This window comes from Aquincola tertiaricarbonis, from assembly GCF_000969605.1.
Taxonomy (GTDB): domain Bacteria; phylum Pseudomonadota; class Gammaproteobacteria; order Burkholderiales; family Burkholderiaceae_C; genus Aquincola; species Aquincola tertiaricarbonis.
In genome coordinates, this window is sequence record NZ_JZUE01000004.1 from 187655 (window position 1) to 202053 (window position 14399).

General features: G+C 72.3%; 10 protein-coding genes. 5 read left to right on the top strand and 5 right to left on the bottom strand.

Annotated elements, in window-relative coordinates:
* The first annotated feature begins 1 nt into the window (after position 1).
* On the top strand, positions 2-2239 hold the full coding sequence (locus VO99_RS06660) for a xanthine dehydrogenase family protein molybdopterin-binding subunit (protein WP_157039471.1): 2238 nt from the start codon (positions 2-4) through the stop codon (positions 2237-2239).
* A 10-nt stretch (positions 2240-2249) separates the two neighbouring features.
* On the opposite strand, the gene VO99_RS06665 is transcribed toward VO99_RS06660, so the two are convergent.
* Together VO99_RS06665 and VO99_RS06670 are read right to left on the bottom strand one after the other, a co-directional pair.
* Positions 2250-3365: an alpha/beta fold hydrolase gene (locus VO99_RS06665; RefSeq protein ID WP_052736140.1), complete on the bottom strand. Its 1116-nt coding sequence runs from the start codon at positions 3363-3365 to the stop codon at positions 2250-2252.
* Positions 3366-3369: 4 nt separating this feature from the next.
* Positions 3370-4719 (bottom strand): alpha/beta hydrolase family protein, encoded by a 1350-nt coding sequence (locus tag VO99_RS06670; protein ID WP_046112023.1) that lies wholly within the window; start codon positions 4717-4719, stop codon positions 3370-3372.
* Positions 4720-5022: 303 nt separating this feature from the next.
* On the opposite strand from VO99_RS06670, the gene VO99_RS06675 reads away from it, so the two are divergent.
* Positions 5023-6555 carry a mechanosensitive ion channel family protein gene (locus VO99_RS06675; RefSeq protein WP_052736141.1) on the top strand — a complete coding sequence of 511 codons (1533 nt, stop codon included), beginning with the start codon at positions 5023-5025 and terminating at the stop codon, positions 6553-6555.
* Between the two features lie 27 nt (positions 6556-6582).
* Here the strand turns inward: VO99_RS06675 and VO99_RS06680 are convergent, their stop codons facing one another.
* Positions 6583-7500, bottom strand: coding sequence for a hypothetical protein (locus tag VO99_RS06680; protein WP_198156884.1), 918 nt, complete (start codon positions 7498-7500; stop codon positions 6583-6585).
* 233 nt (positions 7501-7733) lie between these two features.
* Here VO99_RS06680 and VO99_RS06685 point away from each other — a divergent pair, with 233 nt between their 5' ends.
* The 3 genes from VO99_RS06685 to VO99_RS06695 all read left to right on the top strand — a co-directional run bounded on the left by VO99_RS06685 (position 7734) and on the right by VO99_RS06695 (position 11300).
* Positions 7734-8558 (top strand): helix-turn-helix transcriptional regulator, encoded by an 825-nt coding sequence (locus tag VO99_RS06685; protein ID WP_052736142.1) that lies wholly within the window; start codon positions 7734-7736, stop codon positions 8556-8558.
* A 73-nt stretch (positions 8559-8631) separates the two neighbouring features.
* Positions 8632-9597, top strand: coding sequence for a Bug family tripartite tricarboxylate transporter substrate binding protein (locus VO99_RS06690; RefSeq protein WP_046112026.1), 966 nt, complete (start codon positions 8632-8634; stop codon positions 9595-9597).
* Between the two features lie 32 nt (positions 9598-9629).
* Positions 9630-11300 (top strand): tannase/feruloyl esterase family alpha/beta hydrolase, encoded by a 1671-nt coding sequence (locus tag VO99_RS06695; protein WP_052736143.1) that lies wholly within the window; start codon positions 9630-9632, stop codon positions 11298-11300.
* Here the strand turns inward: VO99_RS06695 and hutI are convergent.
* Positions 11287-12516, bottom strand: a complete 1230-nt coding sequence (hutI, locus tag VO99_RS06700) for an imidazolonepropionase (protein ID WP_046112027.1) — start codon at positions 12514-12516, stop codon at positions 11287-11289. The genes VO99_RS06695 and hutI overlap by 14 nt on opposite strands.
* 13 nt (positions 12517-12529) lie before the next feature.
* Positions 12530-14242: a urocanate hydratase gene (hutU, locus tag VO99_RS06705; RefSeq protein ID WP_232315284.1), complete on the bottom strand. Its 1713-nt coding sequence runs from the start codon at positions 14240-14242 to the stop codon at positions 12530-12532.
* Positions 14243-14399: the final 157 nt, after the last annotated feature.

Here is a 14399-nt window from a genome sequence, read left to right on the forward strand (position 1 = left end):
GATGCAGATGCCCACGCAAGCGCATGACGCCACCCTGCCCCGCCGCAGCTTCCTCAAGCTGGGCGCCGCGGCCGGTGGCGGCCTGGTGGTGAGCTTCGCGCTGCCGCTGCGCGCACAGCCCGACCGCAAGGAAAAGCCGTCGGAGACCGCCGTCGGCCAGGCCGCCGAGAAGGCCACCGGCGAGGCCGGCGCGCTGGCCCGCAATGCCTTCATCCGCATCGACCGCGAAGGCATCGTCACCCTGGTGATGCACAAGGTGGAGATGGGCCAGGGCACCTACACCTCGATGCCGATGCTGCTGGCCGAGGAACTGGAGGTGGACCTGGCGAAGGTGAAGCTGGAACACGCCCCGCCCGACAACGAACGCTACGGCGACCCGCTGCTGGGCGGCCAGGTGACCGGCGGCTCCACCTCGGTGCGCGGCGCCTGGACGCCGCTGCGCCAGGCCGGCGCCATGGCGCGCATGGTGCTGGTGGACACCGCCGCCCAGCGCTGGGGCGTGCCCGCGGCCGACTGCAGCGTGGCCGGCGGCGTGGTCAGCCATGCGGCCAGCGGCCGCAGCCTGCACTACGGCCAGCTGGTGGACGAGGCCGCCCGCCGGCCGGCGCCGGCCCAGGTGGTGCTGAAGGCACCCAAGGACTTCAAGCTGATCGGCACCCCGGTCAAGCGACTGGATTCGGCCGACAAGGTCAACGGCAAGGCGGTGTTCGGCATCGACGTGCGCCTGCCCGGCATGCTGGTGGCCACGGTGGCCGCATCGCCGGTGGTGGGCGGCAAGCTCAAGGGCAGCAGCGACAAGAAGGCGCTGGCCGTCAAGGGCGTGCGCCAGGTGCTGAAGATCGACAACGCGGTGGCCGTGGTGGGCGACCATATGTGGGCCGTCCGCCAGGGCCTGGCCGCGCTGGAGCCCACCTGGAACGACGGCCCCAACGCCAGCTTCGACAACGCCGCCCTGGTGGCCAGCATGCAGGCCACCGCCGCCAAGCCCGGTGCGATGGCCCGCAATGACGGCAATGCCGCCCAGGCCCTGTCCGCAGCCGGCGTGCGCAAGGTGGAGGCGGTGTACGAGATGCCCTTCCTGGCCCATGCCACGATGGAGCCGATGAACTGCACCGTGGTGCTCAAGGCCGACGGCTGCGACATCTACGTGGGCACCCAGGTGCCCACCATCGCCCAGGGCGCGGTGGCCAAGCTCACCGGACTGCCGCTGGACAAGGTGCGCATCCACAACCACCTGCTGGGCGGCGGCTTCGGGCGCCGGCTGGAAGTGGACTCGGTGGTGCAGGCGGTGGCCTTCGCCAGGAAAGCCAGGCCGGGCACGCCGATCAAGTTCGTGTGGACGCGCGAGGAGGACATCCAGCACGACATGTACCGGCCCTACTACTACGACCGCCTGGCCGCCGCGCTGGATGCGCAGGGCCGGCCGGTGGCCTGGACCCACCGCGTCACCGGCTCGTCCATCATGGCGCGCTTCGCGCCGCCGGCGGTGAAGGACGGCGTGGATCCGGACGCGGTGGAGGGCGCCAAGGACATGCCCTACAAGATCCCGAACGTGATGGTGGACTACGTGCGGCATGAACCGCCGGTGCCCACCGCCTTCTGGCGCGGCGTGGGCCCCACGCACAACATCTTCGTGGTGGAGAGCTTCATCGACGAGCTGGCCGCCGCCGCCGGTGCCGACCCCTTCGAATACCGCCGCGGCCTGCTGGCCGATGCGCCGCGGGAGCGGCGGGTGCTGGAGCTGGCCGCGCAGAAGGCGGGCTGGGGCACGCCGATGAAGCCGATCGAGGGCAAGCGCGTGGGCCGCGGCATCTCGGTGCAGTTCGCCTTCGGCAGCTACATGGCCCAGGTGGCCGAGGTGGCGGTGGATGCCGAGGGCCAGGTGCAGGTGCTGCGGGTGGTGTGCGCGCTGGACTGCGGCCAGGTGGTGAACCCCGACACGGTGCATGCGCAGATCGAGAGCGGCGTGAACTTCGGCATCACCGCGGCGCTTTGGAACGAGATCACCTTCGCCAAGGGCCGCGCGCAGCAGAGCAACTTCCACGACTACCGCATGCTGCGCATGAACGAGTCGCCCTCCATCGAGGTGCACATCGTCAACAGCTCGGAAGACCCGGGCGGCATCGGCGAGCCGGGCACTTCCGCGCTGGCCCCGGCATTGGCCAACGCGGTGTTCGCCGCCACCGGCCAGCGGGTGCGCAAGCTGCCCATCGCCGGGCAGGCGCTGAAGAAGGCCTGAGCCGCCGCGGCTACGGCCGCGCGAAGAAGTCGAGGATGGCCGTCATTGCCGGCAGGCGGTGGCGGTCGCTCTCCACCAGCAGCTCGTGCCGCGCGCCTTCCAGCCGCAGCGGGCAGGGGCTGGGCCGCACCTGCGGGGCCAGCGCGGCGCAGAAGGCGGCCTGGCCTTCCGGCGTCACCGCGGTGTCGGCCCCGGCCTGCAGCACCAGCAGCCGGGCATCGATGCGGCCGGCCTGGGCGATCAGCTCGTCCGACGCGCGGCAGGCCGCCGCGGCCCAGCCGCGCGTGGGCCCGCCCAGCGCGGTCTGCGGTGCATCGGCAATGGCCTGCTGCACGATGGCATGGCGCACGGCCGAATGCGTGAGCTCGTTGCGCTGCGCATCGAACGGCGTGGGCTCGAAGCCCTTGTCCAGCAGCCCCGCATAGCAGGTGGGGCACAGGCCGCCGGTGGCCTTGAACCACAGGCAGCCCGCGGTGGCGCTGGCCACCACCTTGGCATTGGGCGCATGCATCGGCGACGACAGCGCCGCCGCCTTGAACACGCCGGAGTGCCGCTCCAGGTACAGCGTGCCGATGCCGCCGCCCATCGAATGCGCCAGCATCAGCAGCGGCCGGCCCGCCGAGCGCGGGCGCACCACGCCATCGACGAAGGCGGCCAGGTCGTCGACATAGTCGTCGAAGCTGGCCACATGGCCCTTGTGCGGCTGCTGCGGCAGCAGCCGGGGCGACAGGCCCTGCCCGCGGTGGTCCAGCGCATACACCGCATAGCCCTGGCGCCACAGGTCGTGGAACACCTCCTTGTACTTCAGCAGCGACTCGGTGCGGCCATTGACGATGACCACGCTGGCCCGCGGCGCCGCCGGCTCCGCGGCCGCATAGGCCAGCATCAGGCCGCCCTTGCCGGCCACCTGGCCGGTGCGCACCCGGGCCTGCCAGAAGGGCTCGATGGTGGCCTGCAGCGCACCGGGCAGCTCGGCCTCGGTGAACAGGCCGTAGGGGTTGGCCATGGGCAGGTCGGGCGCCTGCGGCGCAGCTTCGGGCGGCTGCTGGCAGGCCGTGGCCAGCAGCACCAGCAGGGCCATCGGCAGCCTCAGCGCCAGCAGCGTCAGGATGGGGTGGCGTGACATGGCTTCAGTCCACCAGCGCGGTGGCACCGCGGCGGGCCAGGGCCAGCTTGCAGGCCATCTGCGCCATGTTGTGCTGGCGGATCCAGCTGCCGCGGCTGAGGTTCACGCTGTCGCAATGGGTCATCGGGCCGCCCTCGCTGCCCCACATTGGGCCCGAGCTGCAGGCACTGAAGCGGCTGAGCACCTCGCCCTCCTCGTACAGGTGGAAGATCGCGGCCGGGGCCGGCGCGCCCTCGGCATCCGCCACGCGCACGCCGTCGGCGATCTGCTGGTTCACCACCGCGCGCGAAGGCCGCCTGGGGTTGTAGGCATCGCCCACCTGCACCATGGAGCCGCCGTCCACCGGCGAGGGATTGAAGCCCACGGTGCGCGTGACCTCGGGATTGAGCACATGCACGTAGCTGGCCAGGCCGGCGCCCAGCGAGTGGCCCACCGTGGTGAACAGCAGCCGCGTGGGCGTGGCCCGTTCATGCACCAGGTCGCTCAGCGCATGCAGGCGCTGCACGCGCCGGATGATGGTGCGACCGGCCCGGTCGGCCTGGCGGTACTGGTCCCACACGAAGGGCGTGAACGAGGTGACGCCGCGCACGTTGGACACCCAGCCGCCACCGCCCACGGTGCCGCGGAACACCAGCGCATATTCCAGCGTGCGGCCGCCATCGGGCGCGGCGCGCGGGCGGCGCCACACGTCGATGGCCAGGTCGGGCACGAAGAGCGACCAGCCGCGGGCCGGCGCCTCGGCATGGAACTCGGGCAGCCGGGTCCAGCGGAACTCGGCGATGGCCTCGGCCACCGGCACCTTGGGCTCATGGTCCAGGTAGCGGCAGTCGCTGGCGTCGGCGGGCGTCGCGTCCTGGTACACGTTGGCCTCCACCTGCCGCAGTGCGGCCTTGCGCAGGCTTTCGGCGGCACGGTCGTCCAGCAGCATGCAGTGCTGCTGCCACTGCACCAGCCGGCCGGCATCGCGCGCGCGGGCCTCGGCTTCGGCGCCACACAGGCTGGCATAGCGCGCGGCATAGTCGTTCTGCACCGCGGGCTGGTCCAGCTGGCGCACGCGCTCGATGGCCGGCGCATGGCCCAGCTCACGCACCTCCTGCCGCAGGGACGGCGAGTCGAAGGCCAGCATCGTGTAGTTGTCGGGCCGGTCGCCGGCGCCGTACACCTCGGCGGCCAGCGCCGCATAGGGCCAGTAGAAATCCGCGGTGGCCTGCAGCGCGCCGGGCGCACCGCCCGCGGGCCGGGGCGCGGAGGCTTGCGGCTGGCCCGGGCCGCTGGCGGCGCAGGCGGTCAACAGCAGGATGCAGGACAGCACGGCGCAGGCCGGCCCGGCCCGGCGAAGCAGAGGCGACGGCATGGTGTTCCTCCGGCAAGCGGTGTGGAGCCAGTGTGTTCCGCAGGGCGACAAGCCGCCTCCCAAGGGCTAGGGAGACGGCGGCCGTTGCGCGCGCGCTGGGCAACATGGTTACAAATTCGATGAGGAGCGAGGCCGATGCGCACACCGACAACGCCCGCCCGTTGCAGTACGGCCCGGGCAGGGGCAAGGCAGTGGATCAGGGCATGGCGGGGTCGGCGGGCCCGCCTGCTGGGTGGCTGCGTCCTGCTGAGCTGCATGCTGCTGGCCGGCGGACCGGTGAGGGCGCAGGCCGGTGGAACACCCGTGCCGGCGGAGGCGGCAGCGACGACGGCGGCCGCCGACCCGCCGGCGAGCGTGCTGCTCAACCACCGCCGCATCGCCGACCTGCGCGCCCGGCTGCTGGACGACACGCCGCAGCAACGTGCGGACCTGGCGCACCAGGCCCTGGAGCTGGTGCTGGCGCAGCCGGGCCCCGGCCAGGTGAGCCGCAGCATGGCCGGCGACGCAGTGCGCTTCCAGGTGGACGGGCAGACGGTGTTCTACCTGCTGCCTGCCGACGTGGGCGGCCCGCGGGGCGGCCTGCTGCTGGAGGCGGCGGCGCGGCAGGCCGAGCACCGGCTGCAGCAGGCGGTGCTGGAGGCCCGCGAACGGTCGGACCCGCGCCGCCTGGCCATCGGCGCGGCCACGGCCGTGGCAGCCACGGTGGCGGCCTGGCTGCTGGCCTGGGGCGTGCTGCGGCTGCGGCGGCGGCTGGTGCGCCGGCTGGACGCGGCGCTGGCGCGCTGGCAGCGCCGCCACCCTGGCGCCAGCCTGGTGGGCACCTATGGCCGCCATGCCCATGCCGGCGTGCGGCTGGCGGCGCAGTTGCTCACCTGGACCGGCCTGGCGCTGCTGGCGGAGCTGTGGGCGGGCTTTGTGCTGCGCCAGTTCGCCTACACCCGGCCTTGGGGCGAACGCGCCACGCTGTGGTTGCTGGAGCTGCTGCAGCAGTTCGCGCTGGGCATCGCCCGCGCAGTGCCGGGGCTGCTGACCGCCGCGCTGATCTTCGCGCTGGCCTGGGGCCTCACCCGCCTGCTGGGCCAGCTGCTGCGGCGGGTGGAAGACGGCGAGCTGCAGCTGGCCTGGCTGGACAGGGACACCGCCGGCCCCACGCGGCGGCTGGGCAACTTCGTGGTGTGGCTGTTCGCGCTGGCCATCGCCTACCCCTACCTGCCCGGCGCCGAGAGCGAATCGTTCAAGGGCGTGACGGTGCTGGCCGGGCTGATGCTGTCGCTGGGCGCCTCGGGCGCGGTGGGCCAGGCGATGTCGGGGCTGAGCCTGATGTACTCGCGCGCGCTGCGGCTGGGCGAGTACGTGACCATCGGCGGCGTGGAAGGCACGGTGGCCCACATCGGCCTGTTCAGCACCCGGCTGCACACCGGCCTGGGCGAGGAGGTGAGCCTGCCCAACACCGCCATCGCCAGCCAGCCGGTGCGCAACTTCTCGCGCCTGGTGGCCGACGGCCGCTTCGTGCTGCACACCGCCATCACCGTGGGCTACGGCACGCCCTGGCGGCAGGTGCACCAGATGCTGCTGGAGGCCGCCCGCCGCACACCCGGCGTGGCCGCCGAGCCGGCGCCCTACGTGGTGCAGACCGCGCTGTCGGACTTCTACGTCGAATACCGCCTGTGCGCGCAAGCCGACCGCAGCGCGCCGCGTCGCCGCGCCGAGGCGATGAACCAGCTGCTGGCCAACATCCAGGACGTGTTCAGCGAAGCCGGCGTGGCAATGGTGTCGCCGCACTACGTGGCGGATCCGGCCGCGCCCGTGCAGGCGCCGGGGCGCCTGGCGGGTTGACCGCCAGGGCGCCCCGGTGCGCCTGCATCAATGCGGCAGCCGCGAGACCTCGTGCGGCGCGGCGACGATGGCCGCCAGCGTGGCCGTACCCGCTTCGGTGGGATGGATGGCGTCCTTGTAGAACCCGCCATGCCAGCGTGGGTCCCGCACGATGCTGTGGAGTACCACCCCCGGCCCCAGCGCCTGGCGCAAGGCCGAGGCCTGCGTCTCCAGCTCGCTGGACGCCAGCGCCGGCTGAGCGGTCTGCCGGCGGTTGGGATACAGGAACACGCTGACGGGCGCCGCATCCGCAGGTCGTGCAGCCGCCCAGGCTTGCAGCTCGCTTTTCCAGTCGCCGGGCGGCACCTGCAAGGCCGGCGGCGTCTTGCCACAGGTCTCCCCGCGCATCACGGCCTTGCGCGCCAGGAACAGCCAGGCGACGGTCGGCCGCGCCAGCGGATGGGAGGTGCTGCAGGCCCATGAGCTGGCCTGCGCGAAGTCGCCACTGTTGAGCACGAAGACAATGCGGTCCACCTGCCGCACCACCTCCGGATGGGACTGCAGGTACACCAACTGGTTGCGCAGCGCCCAGCTGCCCGCTGCGATCGGCCACACCACTTGGCCGCTGGCCTGTGCCAAGCGCGGACCCAGGCGGTCTTCCTCACGGTAGGCATTGCCACCCAGCACCACGCTGTCGCCGACCAGCAGCACGTCGATGGCCGCCGAAGGCGCGAATTCCGGCCCGGCCATGCTCAGCGCATTGAAGCGCCAGTGGTTGCGGTTCATGAAGCTGCCTTGCTGACCGGGCGCCGGGATGTAGCCGATGCGCGCATCCGCCTGATAGACGGGAAAGTCCACCAAGCCCGCCCACCGGACGGCGGTTTCGGCCGCAAGCAGCAGGCCCAGCAACAGCAGCAACGAAAGGATGGTGGCGGTACGACGGCGGGGGCGGCGCGGACGGAACATGAGCAGGGGCAATCGGGCAAGGCCGCCAGTGTCGATAGCCGCGCCTGCCTTGTGCACGCGCGGACCCTATTTGCCGATTGCAAGTGGCCGACGCACAACGATCGCCGGGCCCAGGTGTCGAACCGCTGGGCCTTCAGACGGGCGCATAGCGCACGCCCGGCGGGTAAACCACCAGGCGCGGCGGCACACCGGCGCCTACGCTGCTCGACCGGCAGTGGCGTAGGAGACCGACGATGCAGGCCTGGACCCTGGCGCCCGCGGGCGCACCCTGCGCGCAGGCGGCACTGGCCGCGCTGGCGGCGGTGATCGAGGCGGTGGGCCGCGCGGGCTTCGCGCAGCAGGCGCTGCGGGCCGTCAACGGCGCGCTGCAGGCCGGTTCCTGGGCGGTGTACCGGGTGTGGCCCGACCGGCCGCCCGCCATGCACCTGTCGGCCAGCCAGGGCGTGGCCGACACCACCGCCAGCTGCTTCGCCATCTACCGCGACAGCGGCCTGTACCGGCGCGACTGCAGCTTCGAGGCCGCCCGCGGCCGCCAGGCGCGCGGGTCTTCGGTGATGCTGCGCATGCATGCCGACGAGGCACCCAGCGCCGACCACCGCGATGCGATCTACCTGCGCCACGGCATGCTGGAGCGGCTGTCGGTGGCGCGCACCGAAGCCGACGGCTCGCTGCTGGCCGTCAACCTGTACCGCCACCAGCCGCAGGGCCGCTTCAGCGATGCCGAGGTGGAGCGCTTCGCGCTGCTGGCCGAGCCGCTGCTGGCCGCGGTGGCCCGGCATGTGGACTGGGCGCAGCAGGCCCCCCCCGCGCCGCTGGGCAGCCGGCAGGCGCTGCTGCAGCGCTGCCCCGCCCTCACCCCGCGCGAGCTGGACGTGCTGGAACGCCTGCTGCAGGGCATGACCTACGACGGCATCGCCGCCGACATCGGCCTGAGCCTGGCCACCGTGAAGACCTATCGCGCCCGGGCCTTCGAGCGGCTGGACATCCACTTCAAGAACGAGCTGTTCGCCCTCTTCGTGCCCGATGCGGCACCGGCCACCGGGGCGCCGCTGCTGTAGACCTTTCGGCTGACAGCCGGCCCGGGACCCGGCTCGCACACTGCGGCGAAACACCGAAACCCGGAGACAGCCGATGCACCGCCGAACCCTGCTTGCCGCCGCGCTGATGCTGGCCGCCGCCCTGCCCGCCACAGCGCAGACCTTTCCCGACCGGCCGCTCAAGCTGGCCGTGGGCTTCCCGCCCGGCACCGGCCCCGACGTGGTGGCCCGCACGCTGGGCCAGCGGCTGGAAGCGCTGCTCAAGCAGCCGGTGGTGGTGGACAACCGCCCCGGCGCCGGCGGCCAGATCGCGGCGCAGATGACCGCCAAGAGCCCGCCCGACGGCTACGGGCTGCTGCTCGGCGAGGTGGGCTCCATCGCCATCGCCCCGGCGGCCTACAGCAAGCTGCCGTACGACCCGGCCAGGGAGCTGGTGGCGGTGAGCGAGGTGGTGCGCTCGGACTTCGTGCTGGTGGTGCCGGCCAGCGCCAAGTCGGCCGACGTGAAGGCCTTCATCGAGGCCGCGCGCGCCGGCGGCGACCGGGTGAACTTCGCCACCTTCGGCGCCGGCACGCCGGGCCACTTCGGTGCCGAGGTGCTGGCCGAGCAGGCCGGCTTCCGCATCGAGCCGGTGCACTACCGCGCCACCGGCGATGCCATCACCGCCCTGGTGGCCGGTGACGTGCAGGCCGCCTTCGTCACCACCGCGCTGGCAGTGCCGCAGGTCAAGGGCGGCAAGCTGCGGGCGCTGGCCACCACCGCCGGTACCCGCTTGCCGCAGCTGCCCGAGGTGCCCACCTTCGCCGAGGCCGGCTGGCCCAAGGTGGACTTCTCGGCCTGGTTCGCGGTGTTTGCGCCGGCCGGCACGCCGCCCGCCGCGCTGGATGCACTGAACCGCCAGATCGTGGCCGCGGTGCAGACGCCCGAGGTGCGCCAGAAGCTGCAGGACGCCGGCTTCAGCGTGCTGGGCACTTCGCGCGCCGACGCCGAGCGCATGACCCGCGCCGAGGCCGCCCGCTGGGCCGCGGTGGTCAAGGCCACCGGCTTCAAGGCCGACTGACGGCACACCCACAAGAACCCAGGAGACAAGACATGACGACACGCACCGGCCTGCAGGGCCTGGGCGCGCTGGCGGCCGCCTGCGCGCTCATCACGCTGGCCGCCTGCGGCAGCGACGACGACTCCTCCGCGCCGACCACCCCTGCCCCCGCCCCGGCGCCGCCCGCCGAGACGGCGCTGGCAGGCGACTGCGCCACCCTCACCGGCCTGGCCACGGCCGGCATGACGCTGACCGCCGCCACGGTGGAAGCCGGCACCGTGGTGGCCGGCAACACCCTGCCCGCCCACTGCGTGCTGCGCGGCCGCATGAACGAGCGCACCGGGGCCGATGGCCAGCCCTACGCCATCGGCTTCGAGCTGCGGCTGCCTCGCAGCTGGAACGGTCGCTTCATGTTCCAGGGCGGCGGCGGCAACGACGGCTTCGTGGCCAATGCGCTGGGCGCGGTGGCGGGCCTGAACACCAGCGCGCTGGGCCAGGGCTTCGCGGTGGTGAGCACCGACGCCGGCCACCAGGGCGGCAATGCCCGCTTCGGCCTCGATCCGCAGGCGCGCATCGACCATGCCTACAACAGCTACGACGTGGTCACCACCACCGCCAAGGACCTGATCCAGCGCGCCTACGGCCGCGGACCCGATCGCTCCTATTTCGTCGGCTGCTCGGGCGGCGGCCGCCAGGCCATGCTGTTCCCGCAGCGCTTTCCGCAGCACTTCGATGGCATCGCCGCCACCGCACCGGCGATGAAGGTGGCGCGCGAGGCCAGCGTAGCCTCGGTGTGGAACGTCATCACCCACACCGCCATCGCGCCGGTGGATGCCGGCGGCGCGCGCATCCTCAGCCAGGCCTACAGCAACGCCGACCTGAAGCTCGTGGCCGATGCGGTGGTGCAGCGCTGCGACGCACTGGACGGCGCGGTCGACGGCATGGTGCATGCCAATCCGTCGGCCTGCGGCTTCGATCCGGCGGTGCTGCAATGCACTGGCGCCAAGGCGGCCGATTGCCTGTCGGCCGAGCAGGTGGGCGCGCTGAAGAAGGACTTCGGCGGCCCGCGCAACAGCGCCGGCCAGCCGCTGTATGCCAGCTGGCCGTGGGACGCGGGCATCGCCGGCCCCGACTGGCGCAACTGGCGGCTGGGCACCTCCACCACCGCCGTGCCCAATGCGCGCAATGCCACGCTGATCGCGGCCGATGCCATGCGCTACGAGTTCTTCACGCCGCCGGACCCCACGTTCGACTACATGGCCTTCAACTTCGACACCGACCCGGCGCGCATGGACGCCTATGCGGCCATCTACCACACCACCTCCACCGACGTGGGCGCCTTCCGCAACCGCGGCGGCAAGATGCTGCTGGTGCATGGGCTGGGCGACCCGATCTTCTCGGCCAACGACACCATCGACTACTACCAGCGGCTGCAGGCCGCCCAGGGCGGTGCCGAGGCCACCCGCGGCTTTGCGCGGCTGTACCTGGTGCCGGGCATGAACCACTGCGCCAACTCCGGCGGCCCGGCCACCGACCAGTACGACGCGCTGGCCGCGCTGGTGCAATGGGTGGAGCAAGGCACCGCGCCCGACCGCATCGTGGCCCGCGCCGGAGCCGCCACGCCCTGGCCCGGCCGTACGCGGCCGCTGTGCCCCTATCCCCAGCAGGCGCGCTACGACGGCGCGGGGGATGTGGAGAAGGCGGAGAGCTTCAGCTGCCGGTAGGCGTGCGCGGCACGCCCGCGTTCACCACCTGCCAGCACGGGTTGAGCCCCAGCCCGTGGCACAGGTCGGCCGGCCGGTCGATGGACCACAGGGCGAAGTCGGCCCGCTTGCCGGTCTGCAGCGTGCCCAGCTCGGCCTGCAGGCCGAGCGCGGCGGCAGCATGGCGGGTGGCGCCGGCCAGGGCTTCCTGCGGCGTCAGCCGGAACAGGGTGCAGGCCATGTTCATCGCCGCCAGCAGGGAGGGCATGGGCGAGGTGCCGGGGTTGCAGTCGGTGGACACGGCCATCGGCACGCCGGCCTCGCGCAGCGCCTGCACCGGCGGCAACCGCGTCTCGCGCAGGAAGTAGAAGGCGCCGGGCAGCAGCACCGCCACCGTGCCGGCCCGGGCCATCGCGTCGATGCCTTCGGCACTCAGGCATTCCAGGTGATCGGCCGACAGGCCCTTGAAGCCGGCCACCAGCGCGGCGCCGCCCTGGTCGCTGAGCTGCTCGGCATGCAGCTTCACCTGCAGGCCGTGGGCGGCTGCCGCTTCGAACATGCGGCGGGTTTGCGCGGGCGTGAAGCCGATGTGCTCGCAGAAGGCATCCACCGCATCCACCAGGCCTTCGGCCACCAGGGCGGGCAGCGTCTCCTCGCACATCAGGTGGATGAAGTCGTCGGGGCGGCCGGCGTATTCCGGCGGCAGGGCATGCGCGCCCAGGAAGGTGGTGCGCACCCGCAGCGGCAGCACCCGCGCCAGCTCGCGGGCCACCCGCAGCATCTTGGCTTCGTTGGGCGTGTCCAGGCCGTAGCCCGACTTCACTTCCAGCGTGGTCACGCCCTCGGCCAGCAGCGTGCGCACCCGCGGCAGGCTGGCCGCCAGCAGTTCGGCCTCGCTGGCCGCACGCGTGGCCCGCATGGTGGAGACGATGCCGCCGCCCCGGCGCGCGATCTCCTCATAGGGCACGCCGTTCAGCCGTGCCTCGAACTCGTCGCTGCGGTTGCCCGCATGCACGATGTGGGTATGGCAATCGATGAGGCCGGGCGTGAGCCAGCGGCCGCCGCCATCGTGCTCGGCCGCCGGCTGCAGGTCGGCCGGCAGCTCGGCCTCGCGGCCGAGCCACGCGATGCGGCCCTGGTGCACCGCGATGGCGCCGTCGGGGATGGCGCCATAGTCGGCGCCACCACCGGCCATGGTGGCCAGGTGCACACTGCGCCACAGGTCGTCGCATTGCATGGCGTGCGGTCCTTCAGCGCACCATCGGCAGCTTGAGGCCGAAGCGCTTGGCACAGGCCACCGCCGCCTCGTAGCCGGCATCGGCATGGCGCATCACGCCCGAGCCGCAATCATTGACCAGCACGCGCGCCAGGCGCTCGGCCGCGGCATCGGTGCCGTCGGCCACGATCACCATGCCGGCATGCTGCGAGTAGCCCATGCCCACGCCGCCGCCGTGGTGCAGGCTCACCCAGGTGGCGCCGCCCGCGGTGTTCAGCAGCGCGTTCAGCAGCGGCCAGTCGCTCACCGCATCGGTGCCGTCCTTCATGCGCTCGGTCTCGCGGTTGGGGCTGGCCACCGAGCCGGTGTCCAGGTGGTCGCGGCCGATGACGATGGGCGCCTTGAGTTCGCCGCGCTTGACCATCTCGTTGAAGGCCAGGCCGGCGATGTGCCGCTCACCCAGGCCCAGCCAGCAGATGCGCGCCGGCAGGCCCTGGAAGCTGATGCGCTCGCGTGCCATGTCCAGCCAGCGGTGGGTCAGCCGCTCGTTCGGGAACAGCTCCTTGATCTTGGCGTCGGTCTTGTAGATGTCTTCCGGATCGCCCGACAGCGCCACCCAGCGGAAGGGGCCCTTGCCTTCGCAGAACAGCGGCCGGATGTAGGCGGGCACGAAGCCGGGGAAGTCGAAGGCGTTGGCCACGCCCTGGTCGAAGGCCACCTGGCGGATGTTGTTGCCGTAGTCCACCGTGGGAATGCCCATCGCCTGGAAATCGAGCATGGCCTGCACATGCTGCGCGCAACCCTGCGCCGCGGCGGCCTGCAGCTCGGCATGCTGCGCGGGGTCGTGCTGGGCGGCCTTCCAGCGGGCCACCGTCCAGCCCGGCGGCAGGTAGCCGTTGACCAGGTCGTGCGCCGAGGTCTGGTCGGTCACCAGGTCGGGCTTCGGGCCACCGGCACGGGCGCGGCGCACCAGTTCGGGCAGCACCTCGGCCGCATTGCCCAGCAGGCCGATGGACACGGCTTCCTTGCGCTCGCAGTGGTGCTTCACCAGCGCCAGCGCCTCGTCGATGTCGCGCGCCTGCTTGTCCAGGTACCTGGTGCGCAGCCGGAAGTCGATGCTGCTCTGCTGGCATTCCACCGTGAGCGACACCGCGCCGGCCAGCGTGGCGGCCAGCGGCTGCGCGCCGCCCATGCCGCCCAGGCCGGCGGTGAGGATCCAGCGGCCCGACCAGTCGTTGCCATAGTGCTGGCGGCCGGCTTCCACGAAGGTCTCGAAGGTGCCCTGCACGATGCCCTGGCTGCCGATGTAGATCCAGCTGCCGGCCGTCATCTGGCCATACATGAACAGGCCCTTGCGGTCCAGCTCGTTGAAGTGCTCCCAGTTGCCCCACTTGGGCACCAGGTTGGAGTTGGCGATGAGCACCCGCGGCGCGTTGGCATGCGTCTTGAACACACCCACCGGCTTGCCGGACTGGATGAGCAGCGACTCGTCCTCCTCCAGGTTGCGCAGCGATTCCAGGATCTGGTCGAAGCAGGCCCAGTCGCGCGCGGCGCGGCCGATGCCGCCATACACCACCAGGTGCTTGGGGTTCTCGGCCACCTCGGCGTCCAGGTTGTTCTGGATCATGCGGTAGGCCGCCTCGGCCAGCCAGTTCTTGCAGCTCAGCGTGCTGCCGCGGGGCGCGCGGATCACGCGGGTGGCGTCATAGCGGGGGTCGTTGCGCAGGGCTTCGTCGGCGTGGGTCACGGGCATCTCCGGGGCGGGGCGGCAAGTTGTATAGACAACTATAGTGAGTTTGAGCCCGCGCTGGCAACTGCTTTGTGCGCGGCCTTCGGCGCTGCCTAAGGGCCTGTTCGGCCGCGGCGGCTTCCCGCGCCGGCGGGCGCCGCCTAGCATGGCCGCC

Bases quoted from the DNA above. Each gene is read 5' to 3' on its own strand.
- VO99_RS06660 (WP_157039471.1), top strand. From the start codon at position 2: ATGCAGATGCCCACGCAAGCGCATGACGCCACCCTGCCCCGCCGCAGC.
- VO99_RS06665 (WP_052736140.1), bottom strand. From the start codon at position 3,365: ATGTCACGCCACCCCATCCTGACGCTGCTGGCGCTGAGGCTGCCGATG.
- VO99_RS06670 (WP_046112023.1), bottom strand. From the start codon at position 4,719: ATGCCGTCGCCTCTGCTTCGCCGGGCCGGGCCGGCCTGCGCCGTGCTG.
- VO99_RS06680 (WP_198156884.1), bottom strand. From the start codon at position 7,500: ATGTTCCGTCCGCGCCGCCCCCGCCGTCGTACCGCCACCATCCTTTCG.
- VO99_RS06685 (WP_052736142.1), top strand. From the start codon at position 7,734: ATGCAGGCCTGGACCCTGGCGCCCGCGGGCGCACCCTGCGCGCAGGCG.
- VO99_RS06690 (WP_046112026.1), top strand. From the start codon at position 8,632: ATGCACCGCCGAACCCTGCTTGCCGCCGCGCTGATGCTGGCCGCCGCC.
- VO99_RS06695 (WP_052736143.1), top strand. From the start codon at position 9,630: ATGACGACACGCACCGGCCTGCAGGGCCTGGGCGCGCTGGCGGCCGCC.
- hutI (WP_046112027.1), bottom strand. From the start codon at position 12,516: ATGCAATGCGACGACCTGTGGCGCAGTGTGCACCTGGCCACCATGGCC.